This is a genomic window from Paenibacillus sp. EKM301P (genome assembly GCF_011800295.1).
Classification (GTDB): Bacteria; Bacillota; Bacilli; order Paenibacillales; family Paenibacillaceae; genus Paenibacillus; species Paenibacillus polymyxa.
In genome coordinates this window covers 184,240-199,727 of sequence record NZ_JAALFM010000005.1, presented here as the reverse complement: position 1 = coordinate 199,727, position 15,488 = coordinate 184,240, and the positions used below count along the sequence as shown (strand labels likewise).

The following is a 15,488-nucleotide window of genomic DNA, read 5'->3' as shown; positions in this document are numbered from 1 at the left end:
AGGACAGGGTGAAGGATGTGAATGATCAACGAAGCGGAAATGAACGCGAAGCACACCGATGCGGCTATCGGGAAGGGCGCAGAATGGGCGGTTGCACGGCTGCTCTGTCACAGGTCGTGGCAATACAACCTGCTGTTCGCCAGTTGAAAGTGTTGTATATTCCGCAAGGTTTCGCAGCTATAGACACAGGTGTGCAAGAAGCATTGAGCCAAATATGCAGCTCGTGCGCCATCGGTACTCCTGCCACGATGCTGGCTGACGCTGAGGCTCACCGTCCAGACCTCTTATTGGTCATGAACGGGCTGCATGTTTTTCCAGCGGATCATCTGGAACAGGTACAACAAATACGAGCCATGGGCATTCGGACGGCCATATGGTTTGTAGATGATCCCTACTTTACGGAGGATACGGCGTTGATCTGCCAATCCTACGATGTCGTTTTTACGCATGAAATTTCTTGTCTGCCGTTTTATCGGGATCAAGGAGTAACGAGGGTTCACTATATGCCGCTTGCTGTGTCAGCCCGTATCTTTTATCCACGTCGGGTAGAGCGTGAGCATCAGCATGATATTTGCTTCATTGGGAATGCCTTCTGGAACCGTGTGAAGCTGTTTGACTACCTTGCTCCCTTCTTGGCGGATAAAAGAGTGCTGATCGTAGGTGGGCACTGGGATCGGCTAACCCGGCGGGATGTGCTGGAACGCTTTATCCGTCCGGGTTTTATGGAACCGGAAGAGACCGCTCAATACTATAACGGCTCCAAAATTGTTATCAATATGCACCGCCCGACAGACCCCGGACTGGATAATCGGAATACACACCAGTTGTCAGCGGAGTCCATCAATCCTCGGACATACGAAATTTCTGCTTGCGGAACGCTTCAAATGACGGATGTGCGGAAGGATCTGAGCCGTTATTACCAACCAGGCTATGACATTGAGACCTTCTCGGGAGCAGAGGAATTGAAAGTGAAGCTGGACTACTATCTCAAGCATGACTGGGAACGCGAACGCATAGCCTGGCGCGCACTGCACACAACCATGCAAAAGCATAGGTACTCGAATCGTATGGAAGAATTGCTGGACAAGGCGATGGCCTAAAGTAAACACCATAAACAGTGAGGAGTGAAAGTGATGACGATATCTACGACAGGACCGTATGACCCAGCTGTTCACCAGACGGCGGCGGCCTCCTGGGAGAAGGGGAGAGCTGCGGGAATCCATGACGGATACGACGAGGGATACCTGCGCGGACGTGCTAACGCGATTGTGTCGCGAACCAAAGCAACGTTCCCTTCTCGACAGATCCATGTACTGTATGTCGTCTCGGGCAAAGGCCTTCCGTATTCTCCGCTGGATGAGGCGGTCATTACCACGTTGCAGAGCATGACGGCTCAGGTTACCGTAACAGACCCGCGCCAGCCGGTAGGAGATATTGCCGCTCAGCTTCGTCCGAATCTGATGCTGGCACTGGATGGGATGGATCTACCGTTAGAACAGGTGGCTGCAGTACGCCAGTTGGGCATTCCCACTGCCATCTGGCTGACGGACGATCCCTATTACACCGATACGACGACCAAAATTGTGACGAATTATGATTATGTGTTCACCTTAGAAATGAACTGTATAGAACTGTATCGTCAGTTGGGTTGCACGTCTGTGCACTATTTGCCCTTTGGAGCATTTTTGACTCACTATTTCCCACTCAGCTCGCCTGCTTCAGTCCGGCGTGAGATTGGATTTACAGGTTCAGCCTACTGGAATCGCATCTATTTTTTCAATCCGATTATGCCGCAGCTCATGGCTCGTAACATTAAAATCAACGGAATCTGGTGGGATCGTCTCCCGGATTATCAGTCGTATGGTGACAAAATTGAGCTGGGACGCTGGATGTCTCCGGCTGAGACAAATGATACGTATAACGGCAGCAAAATCGTAATTAATCTTCATCGTTCCCACCAGGATGATTCAGTGAACAACAACTCACTGAAAATTCCGGGGGTTTCGCCAAATCCTCGCACGTTTGAAATTTCCGCCAGTGGCACGTTGCAACTGACGGATACAAGAGACGATCTGGCTCGTTTTTACAAGCCAGGCGAAGAGATTGAAACTTACAGTTCTCAGCAGGAACTGCTGGAGAAGGTTGAGTTTTATTTAACGCATGAAAAGGAGCGCCGTGAGATTGCTCTGCGTGCGCTGGAACGAACCCTGCGGGAGCACACGTATGGTCACCGGATTGACCAACTGCTATCGGTCATATTCCCATAAGGCCATTCACACGTCCGATGGTTGCTATTTTTAAAGGAGGTGAACTCCGATCAAGCCGAAAATGATGCTATTCAGCCATGTCAGCAACGTTCGCAGTATTACAGGGGCGGAAAAGCTGCTGCTGCAATTTTGCCTAGACGTTCGTACGTATTTCGATTGCATTCTGGTAACGCCTGGTGAAGGACGGCTAACCTCAATGGCCCGCAAGCGTGGGATCACTGTCCAGATTCAGAATCTATTCATGCTGCATGGCATGTATACTCCGTACGAGGGATTGGCGCAGGATGCGGAGAATTTGCGGAATCATGTGGCGTACGCGCCGTTGCTCCAGATGCTTGGGCAAGCTCGGCCTGATGTGGTGCTGGTCAATACCTGTGTGAACGTCATGCCAGCTATGGCTGCCCAAGAGCTTAATATTCCGGTGATCTGGAAAATAACTGAGGTCATTAATCAAAATGCGCATACGCCAGTTTCTGTCTCCATTATTGAGCGTTATAGCCAATGGGTCATCGGCATTTCGCAAGCGGTTATGCGTCCTTTGTATGGCGGGGGATTGACACGTCAGCATACGGTGTTGTCTCCATGTCGGGATATGGAAATGCCGTCTCCCAAAGAGCATGTGCTGGAACGGAAGAGGAAACGTGAAAAGCTGGGACTGCGGGATTTTCATATCTGCATTGGTTATATTTCATCCTTTATCTACGAAGCCAAAGGGCTGTTGCCTTTTGTCCAAATGGCTCTAAAGCTGTGTGAAACCAATTCGCAGTGTCGTTTCTGGATCATCGGCAGCTCAGTGGACTCCGAGTATTACGTAAAATGTGTCTCTTTGATTCGCCAGTCCCGTTATAGCCGCCGCTTCCAGTTCAGTTCATTTGAGGAGTCCGTCTCAACAGCCTATAGCGCAATGGATATTGTTGTGATCCCTAGCATGGTGGAGGAAGGCTTTGGTATGACGGCCCTGGAGGGTCTGGTTTACGGCAAGCCTGTAGTAGCCTTTGCTCAGGGCGGGCTTGTGGAATTGATGGAGGCGACTGGAAATACAGATTTTTTGGTAGAGCCGGGAAACAGCGACATCCTGGCGCAAAAAGTAGGCTACCTGCTCGATCATCCCGAGGAAATGGAACGAATTGGTGTGCGTAACAACAGTGCGGCTACGCGTGTGTACGGACCCGATTCCTACCGAAGCAGTCTGCATGTCATGGTCAGTCAATGGGTATGTCATCATCCGCATTGGTTCCCATTGATTCAGCAGCCGGGTGGACCGGTATGGACGAGGGAAAGCGAAGGACTGCGTCAGGTCACTGCTATACCTGAGGCTTATGCCCACACTGTTCGAGAATTTCCCGAATCGGTGGTTAATCAACTGCCGGTGCTGGGCCTGCCGCCAATTGAATATGCAGCTATTCAGGGCTTGCCACAACCAGCTCCCCCTTTGCCTGAGGCACCATCTGAGTTGCCTCGCCGCAAGCGTAGTATTCGGGCAAGATGGCCAAAGGGACGCAAGCATACCAGACTGCGGAATCGAAGGTACAAGAGAAGCGCTGGCAGAAGCCGTCTCAAGAAAATTCACGGGTCCCCGTTATATCGAAGATCCAAGTCCAAACAGAAGCTCAAGCGGAAACTCAAACTCCTGTCACGGCGATCCAAAGCGCACAAGCAGAAGCGAGTCATACTCAAGGCCAGACAGCATTCCAAACAACGGTCCGGGTGAACATACACCGGACCGTTGAGATGAACGTTAAGCCGGAGCACAGCCAGTCTGCTGGATGGCTATTATTCATTGAACTCCCCAGTTCTATGAAACAACGACAGCAAAGGTGGGTTCCAAAACCATGAAAATATTGACCGTGCTCGGCACAAGACCGGAGATTATACGGCTCAGCCTGATTATTCCGAAGCTGGACCATTATGCAGATGAACATGTGCTTGTGCATACGGGCCAAAATTATACGGAAAGCCTGAGCGGACAATTCTTCCGCGAGCTGGGTTTGCGCGCCCCGGATTATGTGCTTCAGGAGAAAGCGGGAACGCTGGGCAAACAACTGTCTGCCATGTACTCGCAGATGGAGGACATTTTAAACAAGGAACGCCCGGATCATGTACTTTTGCTAGGTGATACGAACAGCGCCTTATGTGCCCTGCTTGCGGAACGTATGGGTTACCCCGTTGTGCATATGGAGGCAGGGAACCGCTGCTATGATCTGGATGTGCCAGAGGAGAAGAATCGGCGCGTCATTGATGCGATTTCTACCATTAATATGCCTTATACAGAGCAAAGCAAGCAGCATCTACTACGCGAAGGCTTTCCAAGCCAACGAATTATACTGACTGGAAATCCAATCTATGAAGTAATGCAACACTATGAGAAAGAGGTATCCGGCAGCGAAATTCTGAAAAAGTTAGGACTGTCGCCCGGAGAATATTTCCTGGTCACTGCCCACAGAGCTGAAAATGTCGACCATCCGCCGCATTTGCTGGCTATTTTGGATGGTCTTAACCGAGTAGCCCGGCAGTTCGGGCAGCGTGTCATTTGCAGTATTCATCCCCGCACGGCCGCCCGGATCGCAAGCCACCCGCCGATCCAGCTTGATCCGCTGGTAGAATTCCACGAGCCGTTCGGTTTTTTTGACTTCGTTCTGCTGGAGCGACATGCCCGCTGCGCTTTGACGGACAGCGGTACCGTACAGGAAGAATGCTGTGTCATGGGGGTGCCGACGGTCACGATGCGTCGCACGACCGAAAGGCCGGAAACGGTAGATTGCGGCAGCAATATCGTGTCCGGTCTTGATGGCGAGGTTATAGCAAATGCGGTAGCCTTAATGACCGGGATAGCTCATAAGTGGCAATGTCCCGCAGGCTATCTGGCGGAAGATGTGTCGGATAAGGTAGTAAAATTTCTGCTTGGAGGGAAACGGCATGTTTGAAAACAAACGTATCTTGGTTACCGGCGGTACCGGCTCCTGGGGGCATGAGCTGGTTGCCCAGTTATTGCCGCGTAACCCCAAAGAAGTCATTATCTTTTCACGCGGAGAATCGAGTCAGGTTGCAATGAACAGGCAGTTTGAGGATGAACGACTCAGCTTCTGTATTGGGGATATTCGGGATAAGGATGCGCTGACTACCGCTTGCCAAGGAGTAGACTATGTATTCCACTTGGCGGCTCTCAAGCACGTACCTGTCTGTGAGGATCAGCCCTATGAGGCGCTCAAAACGAATGTCGTAGGCACCCAAAATGTAATCGAGGCCGCTGTCGCCAATCAGGTAAAGAAGGTCATATATATATCGACTGACAAGGCGGCCAACCCTTCCAATTTTTATGGTATGACGAAGGCGATTGGAGAAAAACTGATTGTTTACGCCAATTTGCTGAATAGTGATACACGTTTTGTGACGGTACGCGGCGGTAATGTTTTGGGTACAAACGGAAGCGTGGTGCATTTGTTCCAAAGCCAGATTCGCCAAAAGGGCAAGGTTTTCATCACAGATATGAACATGACCCGCTTCTTCCTGACCTTGCGTGATGCCATCAGTCTACTGTTCAAAGCTTCCGTAGAAAGCGTTGGCGGCGAAATTTTTATCATGACCATGCCAACCTGCCGTATTGTGGATTTGGCTGAGGTGCTCATTGAGGATTCAGGCGTGGAAAATGTAGAAATCATAGAAAAGGGCGTCCGTCCCGGTGAGAAAATACACGAGATTTTGATGAGCGACTTTGAAAGCCTGACAACGGTAGTATATGACGAGCAATATTTGGTCATTCTCCCGACACTGAATATTCCTCAATTAAAGGACCGTTATAATCAGTGCCCTCCGGTATCGTTCAGCAGCTTTAGTTCGGAATTCAATTTGATGTCAAAAGAGGAGATTCGAAGCATTCTCCAAAGCGGGGGGTTCATCAAATGAAGCTGCTTATTTTGGGCGGGAACGGCATGGCAGGCCATGTTCTGGTTAAGTATTTTCAAAACCAGAGCGGGTATAACGTGTTCTATACCACCCGTGATTCCGCAAATAAGGGCGGTCTCCTGCTGGATGTAAAGGACAGCTTTATGGTGGAGCAGCTGGTACGGAGTGTACAGCCAGACGTAATTATTAACGCGGTTGGCGTACTCAATCAGTATGCCGGGAAAGATCAGATTGCGGCATACCAAATCAATGGATTGCTGCCGCATCTTCTCCGGCAGACGGCGGACAGAATCGGTGCCCGATTGATTCATATCAGCACGGATTGCGTATTCGAAGGAAAGCGGGTTCCTGGCTTATATGAGGAGACAGATCAACCTGATGGGACAAGTGCCTATGCTTTGACGAAAATACTCGGAGAAGTAAAGGCGCCACGGCATCTGACCATCCGTACCTCTATTATCGGACCGGAGATTCGGTCAGGCGGGATTGGCTTGCTGCACTGGTTCTTGCAACAGAGCGGAGACGTTGACGGATACCGCCGGGTCTTTTGGAATGGAGTCACAACGCTGGAATTAGCAAAAGCGATACAAGTGTTGATGAATGAGCCGCTGGACGGACTCATTCATCTGGTTCACCCTGAACCGATCAGCAAGCATGATTTGCTGCTTCTGTTCAAAGATATCTGGAAGAGAGAGGATATTCGGATCGTGCCGAAGGATGAGCCGGTGCAGGACCGGACGCTTCGTTCTACCCGGGCCGATCTGCTCTACGATGTTCCTCACTACAGCATCATGCTGAAGGAGCTGCTGGAATGGACAGAAGCACAGCGGAACAACGTCGGCCAGTCATAGCCATTACCGGAGCGGCGGGCTATACCGGGATGCATGCCTGCCGCTATTTTGCAAAACTTGGCTGGGAGGTGGCAGCGCTGACTCGCACTGCCGCTTCTGCTACAAAATTGACCTCACAGACTGAAAATGATGGGGATTTCAGCCTGGAAGCGGGCACACGTGGCTGTATTACACCTTATGTGTGCGACTTGCTCGATAAGAAACGTCTGGGCGAAGTGATTCGACACATTGCTCCGGATTATGTGCTTCACCTGGGTGGCAAAAATTCCGTACCTGAATCTTGGCAGAGTCCATTGCTATATATGGAATCCAATGTACTGTCCACCCTGTATCTGCTCGATGTACTGCGACCTTTCCCCCAAGCCAGAATTGTTGTTGCGGGTTCTCGGCTAAAGACGGCTTTACAGGCACCATACCATCCAACGCATCCATACAGCCTTAGCAAAAGCATTCAAGAGGCAGTCGCGCTCTCGTGGGGCGCGCTGTTCGAGCAATCTGTCATGTTGGCAGAGCCTTGCAACCTGATTGGCCCGGGTCCGTCCACCGGCTTTTGTGCATTACTCGCGGGGTATATCGTTCGGACAGAACGCATGAAAGAGCAATTCGTAACGGAGGCAGCTCCGTTTCGCGTGTCTTCCCGACATGCGCAGCGTGATTTTCTCGACGTTCGTGATGCAGTTCGCGCCTATGGCGTGCTATTGGAAAAGGGAGTGCCAGGCCGAATTTACTCGGTCTGCACAGGCCGCATTGTGGAACTGGGAGATATCGTGGAACGTATGGTTGCGCTGGCGAAAATATCTATTCCCATACAATGGGGAGATATAGCCGAGCCAGCGGCAACGGAGGCATATCGGGCGCAGGAGCTGGAGGAGATGGGCTGGAAGCCGACCATACAGCTGGGGCAATCGCTGGAGGATATGATTCAATACCGCCGAGCTGGAAAGGAAGGAACGATATGAGACCAAAAGTAACGATCGTCATTCCCTTTTATAACTGTGCATATGTGGATCAGGCTTTGCAAAGCGCATTGGAGCAAACCTATGGGCCGCTTGAGATTATTGTCGTCGATGACGGGTCCACCACACATGTTAATATGCTTCAGCCCTATCTTCCCTATATACATTATTTGGGCAAATCTAACGGTGGAACAGCCAGCGCTTTGAATCATGGTATCCGGCATGCCAGCGGTGAATATATTGCGTGGCTCAGCTCCGACGATACCTACCATAGGGACAAAATTAATAACCAAGTTTCTTTTATGATCGAACAGAGTGCATACATCTCTCATACTAATTTCAATTTTATCAATCAACACAGCCAAGTCACAGCCTATCAGGCAGCTGCTGTATTTCCGTCCCTGACGGAGTTTTACCGTTTTTTCCAGCAGGGGAATCCGGTCAATGGATGTACGGTGATGTTCAAAAAGGAGCTGTTTGCACATATCGGTTTGTTCGATGAACTGCTGCCGTACACCCATGATCTGGATATGTGGTACCGAGTAATGCTGGCAGGATATCCATTTCCTTTTCTGAACGAGTCCTTGGTTAACTACCGCTGGCATGATGAAATGGGAACCAAAAAATATTGGCCTGCTGTGGAACAGGAGTACAACATCACCCAAGCACGTTATCGAGATCGCTTCAGTCAGATGTTGGGCGGTTTATCCTCATGAAGCGAAAGTTTGTCAGGGGGGATTGATATGGTAGATACGGGGATTGTTATGCCGCTGTACAAACAGGATATTGGTTATCTGCAAGCTGCGATCTCATCCGTACTAGCCCAGAGCTACAGGGCATTTCGCTTCATCATTGTGATTGACGGGGCGCCGGAAATGATAGAGCCGGCGCTTCACGCAGCAATGGGAGACCCGCGCGTTCAGTTGGTTACACTCCCTCAGAACCAAGGAGTATCCCATGCCCTTAACCGGGGATTCGATGAGTTGTTTAAAGATCCAGCGATCAAGTATGTGACCTGGGTATCCAGCGACAATGTGTATCATTCATCCTTTATCGAACGATTGCGGTGCGAGCTAGAGCAGGGGCCCGATTCGCTTGGACTTGTGTTCTCCACCTTTCGTCAGATTGACGCTGCGGGTAATCCGTTATACGACCAGCAGCATCAACAAGCGCTGATTCGGTACCAAAGTCAGCCACATCATGAATTGTTGAACGCCAGCATTGTCGGGGTGTCATTTATGTACAAAAGCCAATATGCTCGTCTGATCGACGGCTATCGGCTGCAACCTGTAGAGGATTATGATTACTGGCTGCGGCTGACCGAGACATGCAGCATGAAATTCATTCCGGAGATCCTGATGGATTATCGGGTGGATTCTGCTTTTAGTGTATCGGCCAGCTTGCGCAGCCAAAAAGAACATCGACGCTGGCGGCACGCATTTCAAATTGCCAAGTATGAGGCTCGGGCCCGCCGGGGAGTCCCACTTGAAATGACCATTTTAATGCCTATTACGGATATGGCTCAAGCTGAGCCGTTGCTCGATAATCTGCTGGAGCAGCATTACAGTAATTGCGTGGTGCGGTTGCTTGATCTTACGCCGGAACAGAGCGCTGCTTCCTTTCTGACGATGATGCTTGACCCTCGGCTAATCGTAACGCCGAGACCGCATTATTCTGTTAAGGAGGCATTGGTTCAGGCGATTGGTGAAACGACAACTCGCTTTGTTGTATGCTTCGGTATCAAACCTTATATTGCTGTGACGGATTTGTTGTATCTTACGGATTTGCTGCGACCTTTGCAGGATACACATGCCTTTTCCTACTATACAGATGACCATTCGACCATTGGCAGCGGCCGAGGGGTTCAGTCCGTACCGCCGGAATGGAATTACGTGTATTATACCCACAGATTGCATCAGACACTGGAGCAGGGTGGTGCTTTTAGCTAACAGGAGACAAAGCTGGGATCGTGGTCAACTCAGATTGAAGGACACGATGCTCCTGTACAACATTACCAAACTGATCCAATCCAAAGTTGGAAAGCACAACATTGGCTGGTGCGACGGAGACTACGTTGTATTGTACCTCATAGGCAAGAACCCCTTGTATAAAGAAAGTACGACGCGCAATCGAGTTTGCAGGCAAATTAACCGATGTCACGTACAGTGGTGTCTTGGTATCCGGTACGAGTGAGAAAAAAATTTGGATGGTCACGGTTGCCGCGTTCACTGTGTCCTCATTGACCAAATTTACAACAACATTGGAGCAGGCAGTACCGAAATCCCTTGTGTTGGTCATATATCCAGTTGTAAAAGCCAATAGAATCATCCTCTCAAAACAGTATGATGGAATCCCTCAATAGTGATGCTTCTATACTATGAATCTATGGAGAGGAAAGCTTGTATGGTTGTCTGTAGGCTACACCGAAAAAAGTACATTTTGATAGAAACACTTCAGGCATATCTATATATAATGAAGGGAATGCTCGCGATGCCTTTGAATTTTCAAGTGACACCCAGCGGCCTGCCCAAATTTGAACCTAGTGTTGCTGTTAATTTACTGAATCCGAATATTGTTGTGGCTGTAGCTGTTGACTTTAGCAGCGGGCCCCCTTTAATTGGGCTGTATCGCTCACTGGATGCCGGGGCGAACTGGACCGATACTTTACTGCCACTTCCACCAGGATATACAGGAGCAGAGGCAGGAATGGTGGCCTATCTGTTCCCCAATATTTTTATCGTATCCGCACACGTGTTTCCGGGAAATGAGAACGGGGCTGTCGTGATCTATCGTTCTACGGATGATGGAGCCACTTTTGGCTCTCCCGTGGTCATTAACCCAGGCTATGGAGATTACATTAATAATGACTGGACCAATATTACGACAGATAACGCAGGGGCAAGTCCGTATCTAGGGCATGTATACGTTACGTATAACCGCCAATACAACGTAGAGTTTAATGCTCGGTCTGCGGCCTTCTACCAGCGTTCTACGGATGGAGGATTGACCTGGGATCGACCGTTGTTGCTTTCCAATATCCAGTCCTCCACGGAGCGACCCGAGCCCGCGGTCGACAAATATGGCAGTGTATATGTCAGCTGGATTCGTACGGGGCCGCAAACCCCGGCTTTCTTTATCCGGCGGTCTTTTGATGGAGGTGCCACCTTTAGCGGTGATATTCTTGTGTCCAACATAACGCTGGTACCTAGTCCGTTGCCCGTCCCCGGATATGATTTTCGTGTATTGAATTCTCCCTGCTTGGCAGCAGACTGCTCGGGGGTACCTTCTACAACAAATACGCTATATGCCGTGTGGCAGGATTTTGGTCAGGGCTACAGCAATGTTTTGTTGTCCAAATCCAGTGATTTTGGCGGTACCTGGAGCGCCCCAGTCATTGTGACGGACAGCCCGCCCGGCTCACAAAATTTTTTTCCTGCGATTTCAGTGTCGCCTAAGACGGGACTGGTCGTTGTTGTGTACTATACCAATCGCCTGGACGGCTTTAATCTGGATGTGTTCGCCGCTCAATCATCGGATGGGGGCAATACCTTTACAAACAGTCGTCTCACAACGACTTCCTTTAACCCGAATGTAGGTGGGGGCGAATCAGAACTGATCGGCGACTACATTGATATCGCCATTGTACCACCGAACAGCTATATATCCGTCTGGACGGATACGCGCACAGGCAGTTTAACGATTTTTGCGGGCGTACCGGGAGGTGAAGCCTGATGCCGAACGTACAGCTTACACCTAACGGAAGGCTGGCACAGGAGCCGAGTGTGGCTTTCAATCTGCTCGACGGTACCATAGTGGCTGCTGCCATTGATTTTACGACCGGACCGCCGTTGACAGCAGTATACCGTTCAGATAACGGTGGTGCCTCCTTCACACAGCAAATTCTACCGCTGCCAGCCGGCTATGTAGGGGCGGAATCCCATAGCGTCAGCTACGGTTTTCCCAATTTGTTCGTCATAGCTTGTCACGTATTTACCGCAGACGGCTTGAGCGGTACCATCGCTACCTATGTGTCCAGAGACAATGGCAATACATTTGATCCACCCGTGATTGCCCAACGAGGGTATGGGACGTTTGTCAATAATGTGGAAGTCAGCGTGAAATTCGATACTTCACAGGTCAGCTCCTATACCGGTAACATCTATTTATGTTATACGCATCAGTATAACCCCGACTTTTTCGGCGGCTCAGTCATGTTTTTTCAACGCTCGCAGGATGGAGGAATCACATGGAATACACCTGTGGTGCTCACTCCTGGTTCCAATCAGATCACGCGCGGAGAAATCACCGTGAGCATTACAGGGGTGATTTATGTCGGGTACATTGTGACGAATCCGGTTAACCAATATCAGGTCATTGTGTCCTTCAATGGGGGGACTTCGTTCAGTTCCTCGCTGCCAGTGTCCTCTGTCGTCCCAGTTCCAAGTCCGCTGCCTGTGGTCGGTTTTGGCTTTAATGTATTGCCGACGGCCAACATTGCCATAGATCGTTCCACCAGCCCGAATCAGGGGACGCTTTATGCGGTTTGGCAGGATAATCGGGCAGGGTATGCGGATGTGCTGCTTGCCCGGTCCGTGGATGGTGGATTAAGCTGGACTGCGCCGCAATCGGTGACAGGAGCCAGTGCAGGAGCACAGCATTTTTTCCCGGCCATTGATGTTTCGCCCGTGACCGGTGTGATTAAGATTGTGTACTACACCAATCAAATCACAGCCTCTTTATTAGATGTATTTGTTGCAGAATCATCGGACGGAGGGAATACATTTACGAACCTCAGAATAACAGACAGTTCCTTTAATCCTAACGGGATTAGTCCTGTTCCAGTGGTCACGATCGGCAATTTTATTGATGTAACGATCGTGCCGAATAACGGTTTTTTTGCGGTCTGGACAGACGCATTATCGGGTTTCCAGCAAATTTACGGAAGCAACGGAATGTAGCTTAACGTACGAGACAGAGGAGGTGGGGCTGTTTTGAAAATTTTGTTGGCTACGTACTGGCCGATTCCTCATTTGGGTGGTGTGTGGCCCTTTATGCTGCAAATTAAACGAAGACTTGAGCTACTGGGTCACACGGTAGACTTGATGGGGAACGGACCGGATACCCCTAAATACCATATTGTCTATGAAGATAAGGAATTGCTGAAGGATCAATTGCTGCCCTTGCTGCATACGAAGCTGAATGAATCGGCTGCCCCTGTATTACATTTGGATTCATGGGTGCAGACGGTGGAAAAGGATCGATACTGTATGGAACTGGCGGCAGCCTATTTCGGGGTTGAGCAGTATGATGTGATTCATACGCAAGATGTCATAGCCACTCGTGCTCTAAGTCGGGTCAAACGCAAAGACAGTGCGTTGGTAGCAAATATTCATGGCTCGCTGGCTCGTGAAGTCATGATGGCTTTGGAGCGGGATCATGAAGAGGGTTACCGCGAGACGCTGATGTGGAAGTATTATTGGGCGCTGGAGCATTATGGCGCTATTTCCGCTGATATTACGATTACGTCTACAGAATGGATGAAGCAGACGCTTGTGCGTGAGTTCGAAGTGCCTGAGCAGCAGATTGCCACTTTCCAATATGGCTTAGACACCGAACACTTCTGGGAAGTCCATGCCAGGGGAACAGACATGACACGACCTGAGGGGAAAAAAGTTATCATTTGTCCTTCTCGGCTGGTCTATATCAAAGGGCTACATTATTTAATGAGCGCTCTTGGCCTATTGAAAGCAAGCCGTACGGATTGGGTTTGCTGGATTGTTGGGGAGGGAGATAAGAGGGAAGAGCTTCAGGCACAGGCGAAGGAGCTGGGGCTGGAAGAAGACGTGGTATTTCTCGGACATCGTGAAGATGTACCTGCCCTTTTACAACTGGCGGACCTTTTTGTACATCCGAGCATACAGGATAATCAGCCGTTTTCGGTCATGGAGGCACAGATTATGGGGCTTCCGGCAGTGGTATCGGATGCGGGTGGACTGCCGGAAATGGTGAAGCATGAACACACTGGACTGGTTTCCCCGGTTGGCGATGTGGAGGCACTTGCAGCTCATTTGCAGCATTTACTCGCTCAGGATGAAGTACGGATAGCTATGGGGAATCGTGCCAAGGCATGGGGAACCGCGCACTGGTCGCTGGATGTTATGATTGAACGGCTCGTCAATATTTATGGGCAAGCGCTTAATCAAGTGCGTTGATTCGATAGTTAGGAGGGAGAGCATGACTTTTCCTATCGTTGGAGACTTGTACAACCGTATTTTTGAAATCCAGCAGTCACATCCAGATCAGATGGTCGATTATGCAATCTGGAACCGAATTAACACCTCGCTGCCAGAGGATTATAAGCTGCCGGATGCTGACATTTTGGAACGGCTGAAACAATCTGCGCCATGAGCATACAGACCATATAAAAAGGCAGGTCGGGCTTACATTCCCACCTGCCTTTAGTTTATTTCAGCTCATTGTTCATCCGGGTTGTCATCCATTTGGTCTACATAAACCGAGCCTCGCATCATAAGTGGTCCCGTAACAACAGCACGGTGGTCAGCTGATTGTACAGTCAAGCAGTATACATGAGTCTCTGCCTGTTGTGCTGTTTCCTCATAGCTTAACTCGGCAAATCCCTCCTGATAACAGGAGTCCTGCAGCCAATCCAGCACGGGTCCCTGCTCATCGTTGCGGCGCAATCGAATATCCAGCTCCCCAATATCCCAGTTGAGCAGCGGATTCTCCCATGCCAAAGAGACTTCGATGAGAATGTGGCCCTCAGCTTCACCTGCAGGAATGATCAATGTAGAGAGCACGATCTCCTGTTCGGTAACCTGAAAAGGCAGTGCATATGTGCCTGCTTCAGCTTTGTTTTGAACTGTATATTTCAACAACATACAAATTTCCTCCTCTGCCTGTTCATTAAGGTGTCACGGTAAAATGACTGGCTGTCCGCTTAGCGACTACGTTCCCGTTCTCCACAAATTCCGCCAGGATAAACAGCGTTTCGGGATTGTAAATATTCGTGACCACCCGCAGATAAAATGGATTTTGGGCTGCCTCCATATCTTTGATTTCCAGTACAGAGCCAGCTTCGGGAGAAGGGCCCAGTCGAAGAAGTTGCCGCCTAAAAACACCACTGTCATTCCCCATTTCCAACAGCACATCAACGGATCTCTTTTCACGATTGAAAAAGGTTACATGGCAGCTTTGTATATGGGCGCTGTGGTGAGCGAGATGATGATCGACAGTTAAAAGAAACACAGACATATCATGATGCCTCCTTGAATTCCGTTAGGTTACCAGCCTTATATGATATGAAAAATAACCGCGAGTGGACTGGATAGTTGTACGCCTCTTTGACAAAAAGCGCGCCAGTGTCCAACCCTTTTTGCCATGCTGTGCATGTAATGTAGAGTGGAACAATCTGCGGCCTGAAGCCCCTTTTCGACTACAGAAAAAGCAAAGAGTAGATCGGGGGGAAGGGTCGCTTTAACAAAGGAGGCACG

General features: G+C 49.8%; 16 protein-coding genes. 13 read left to right on the top strand and 3 right to left on the bottom strand.

Annotated features, from left to right (window positions below):
* The first annotated feature begins 8 nt into the window (after positions 1–8).
* The 9 genes from HFD99_RS14845 (at position 9) to HFD99_RS14805 (ending at position 9,926) form a co-directional block, all read left to right on the top strand.
* On the top strand, positions 9–1,100 hold the full coding sequence (locus HFD99_RS14845; protein WP_019688496.1) for a CgeB family protein: 1,092 nt from the start codon (positions 9–11) through the stop codon (positions 1,098–1,100).
* A 33-nt stretch (positions 1,101–1,133) separates the two neighbouring features.
* Positions 1,134–2,267: a CgeB family protein gene (locus HFD99_RS14840; RefSeq protein WP_044787315.1), complete on the top strand. Its 1,134-nt coding sequence runs from the start codon at positions 1,134–1,136 to the stop codon at positions 2,265–2,267.
* A 61-nt stretch (positions 2,268–2,328) separates the two neighbouring features.
* Positions 2,329–3,978 carry a glycosyltransferase gene (locus HFD99_RS14835; protein WP_019688494.1) on the top strand — a complete coding sequence of 550 codons (1,650 nt, stop codon included), beginning with the start codon at positions 2,329–2,331 and terminating at the stop codon, positions 3,976–3,978.
* A gap of 121 nt (positions 3,979–4,099) precedes the next feature.
* Positions 4,100–5,191 carry a non-hydrolyzing UDP-N-acetylglucosamine 2-epimerase gene (gene wecB, locus HFD99_RS14830; RefSeq protein ID WP_016820075.1) on the top strand — a complete coding sequence of 364 codons (1,092 nt, stop codon included), beginning with the start codon at positions 4,100–4,102 and terminating at the stop codon, positions 5,189–5,191.
* Positions 5,184–6,170 (top strand): polysaccharide biosynthesis protein, encoded by a 987-nt coding sequence (locus HFD99_RS14825; protein WP_016820076.1) that lies wholly within the window; start codon positions 5,184–5,186, stop codon positions 6,168–6,170. The genes wecB and HFD99_RS14825 overlap by 8 nt, the downstream gene beginning before the upstream one ends.
* Entirely contained in the window at positions 6,167–7,021 is an 855-nt protein-coding gene (locus HFD99_RS14820; protein ID WP_123797601.1) for a dTDP-4-dehydrorhamnose reductase family protein, read from the top strand. Before HFD99_RS14825 ends, HFD99_RS14820 begins: the two co-directional genes overlap by 4 nt.
* On the top strand, positions 6,982–7,980 hold the full coding sequence (locus HFD99_RS14815) for an NAD-dependent epimerase/dehydratase family protein (RefSeq protein WP_019688493.1): 999 nt from the start codon (positions 6,982–6,984) through the stop codon (positions 7,978–7,980). The genes HFD99_RS14820 and HFD99_RS14815 overlap by 40 nt, the downstream gene beginning before the upstream one ends.
* On the top strand, positions 7,977–8,693 hold the full coding sequence (locus HFD99_RS14810) for a glycosyltransferase (RefSeq protein ID WP_019688492.1): 717 nt from the start codon (positions 7,977–7,979) through the stop codon (positions 8,691–8,693). The genes HFD99_RS14815 and HFD99_RS14810 overlap by 4 nt, the downstream gene beginning before the upstream one ends.
* A gap of 27 nt (positions 8,694–8,720) precedes the next feature.
* On the top strand, positions 8,721–9,926 hold the full coding sequence (locus HFD99_RS14805; RefSeq protein ID WP_167440943.1) for a glycosyltransferase family 2 protein: 1,206 nt from the start codon (positions 8,721–8,723) through the stop codon (positions 9,924–9,926).
* Here the strand turns inward: HFD99_RS14805 and HFD99_RS14800 are convergent.
* Positions 9,919–10,305 carry a hypothetical protein gene (locus HFD99_RS14800; protein ID WP_225164804.1) on the bottom strand — a complete coding sequence of 129 codons (387 nt, stop codon included), beginning with the start codon at positions 10,303–10,305 and terminating at the stop codon, positions 9,919–9,921. The genes HFD99_RS14805 and HFD99_RS14800 overlap by 8 nt on opposite strands.
* Before the next feature lie 75 nt (positions 10,306–10,380).
* Here HFD99_RS14800 and HFD99_RS14795 point away from each other — a divergent pair, with 75 nt between their 5' ends.
* The 4 genes from HFD99_RS14795 to HFD99_RS14780 are packed head-to-tail and all read left to right on the top strand — an operon-like array spanning position 10,381 to position 14,385.
* The gene (locus HFD99_RS14795) at positions 10,381–11,709 is read left to right on the top strand and encodes a sialidase family protein (protein ID WP_123797599.1); all 1,329 of its coding nucleotides are present in this window, start codon (positions 10,381–10,383) and stop codon (positions 11,707–11,709) included.
* Positions 11,709–12,935 (top strand): sialidase family protein, encoded by a 1,227-nt coding sequence (locus tag HFD99_RS14790; protein ID WP_123797598.1) that lies wholly within the window; start codon positions 11,709–11,711, stop codon positions 12,933–12,935. Before HFD99_RS14795 ends, HFD99_RS14790 begins: the two co-directional genes overlap by 1 nt.
* A gap of 33 nt (positions 12,936–12,968) precedes the next feature.
* Positions 12,969–14,189, top strand: coding sequence for a glycosyltransferase family 4 protein (locus tag HFD99_RS14785; protein ID WP_017427328.1), 1,221 nt, complete (start codon positions 12,969–12,971; stop codon positions 14,187–14,189).
* A gap of 22 nt (positions 14,190–14,211) precedes the next feature.
* Positions 14,212–14,385 carry a hypothetical protein gene (locus HFD99_RS14780; RefSeq protein WP_016820085.1) on the top strand — a complete coding sequence of 58 codons (174 nt, stop codon included), beginning with the start codon at positions 14,212–14,214 and terminating at the stop codon, positions 14,383–14,385.
* Positions 14,386–14,450: 65 nt separating this feature from the next.
* Here the strand turns inward: HFD99_RS14780 and HFD99_RS14775 are convergent, their stop codons facing one another.
* Both HFD99_RS14775 and HFD99_RS14770 read right to left on the bottom strand, forming a co-directional pair.
* Positions 14,451–14,876: a hypothetical protein gene (locus HFD99_RS14775; protein WP_017427329.1), complete on the bottom strand. Its 426-nt coding sequence runs from the start codon at positions 14,874–14,876 to the stop codon at positions 14,451–14,453.
* Between the two features lie 25 nt (positions 14,877–14,901).
* The gene (locus tag HFD99_RS14770) at positions 14,902–15,249 is read right to left on the bottom strand and encodes a hypothetical protein (protein ID WP_025365721.1); all 348 of its coding nucleotides are present in this window, start codon (positions 15,247–15,249) and stop codon (positions 14,902–14,904) included.
* Between the last annotated feature and the right edge of the window lie 239 nt (positions 15,250–15,488).

What these genes read in the sequence shown, in the direction of transcription:
- HFD99_RS14810 (WP_019688492.1), top strand. Translation starts at nt 7,977, where the DNA reads ATGAGACCAAAAGTAACGATCGTCATTCCCTTTTATAACTGTGCATAT.
- HFD99_RS14820 (WP_123797601.1), top strand. Translation starts at nt 6,167, where the DNA reads ATGAAGCTGCTTATTTTGGGCGGGAACGGCATGGCAGGCCATGTTCTG.
- HFD99_RS14790 (WP_123797598.1), top strand. Translation starts at nt 11,709, where the DNA reads ATGCCGAACGTACAGCTTACACCTAACGGAAGGCTGGCACAGGAGCCG.
- wecB (WP_016820075.1), top strand. Translation starts at nt 4,100, where the DNA reads ATGAAAATATTGACCGTGCTCGGCACAAGACCGGAGATTATACGGCTC.
- HFD99_RS14780 (WP_016820085.1), top strand. Translation starts at nt 14,212, where the DNA reads ATGACTTTTCCTATCGTTGGAGACTTGTACAACCGTATTTTTGAAATC.
- HFD99_RS14795 (WP_123797599.1), top strand. Translation starts at nt 10,381, where the DNA reads ATGGTTGTCTGTAGGCTACACCGAAAAAAGTACATTTTGATAGAAACA.
- HFD99_RS14770 (WP_025365721.1), bottom strand. Translation starts at nt 15,249, where the DNA reads ATGTCTGTGTTTCTTTTAACTGTCGATCATCATCTCGCTCACCACAGC.
- HFD99_RS14825 (WP_016820076.1), top strand. Translation starts at nt 5,184, where the DNA reads ATGTTTGAAAACAAACGTATCTTGGTTACCGGCGGTACCGGCTCCTGG.
- HFD99_RS14815 (WP_019688493.1), top strand. Translation starts at nt 6,982, where the DNA reads ATGGACAGAAGCACAGCGGAACAACGTCGGCCAGTCATAGCCATTACC.
- HFD99_RS14800 (WP_225164804.1), bottom strand. Translation starts at nt 10,305, where the DNA reads ATGATTCTATTGGCTTTTACAACTGGATATATGACCAACACAAGGGAT.
- HFD99_RS14775 (WP_017427329.1), bottom strand. Translation starts at nt 14,876, where the DNA reads ATGTTGTTGAAATATACAGTTCAAAACAAAGCTGAAGCAGGCACATAT.
- HFD99_RS14840 (WP_044787315.1), top strand. Translation starts at nt 1,134, where the DNA reads ATGACGATATCTACGACAGGACCGTATGACCCAGCTGTTCACCAGACG.
- HFD99_RS14835 (WP_019688494.1), top strand. Translation starts at nt 2,329, where the DNA reads ATGATGCTATTCAGCCATGTCAGCAACGTTCGCAGTATTACAGGGGCG.
- HFD99_RS14805 (WP_167440943.1), top strand. Translation starts at nt 8,721, where the DNA reads ATGGTAGATACGGGGATTGTTATGCCGCTGTACAAACAGGATATTGGT.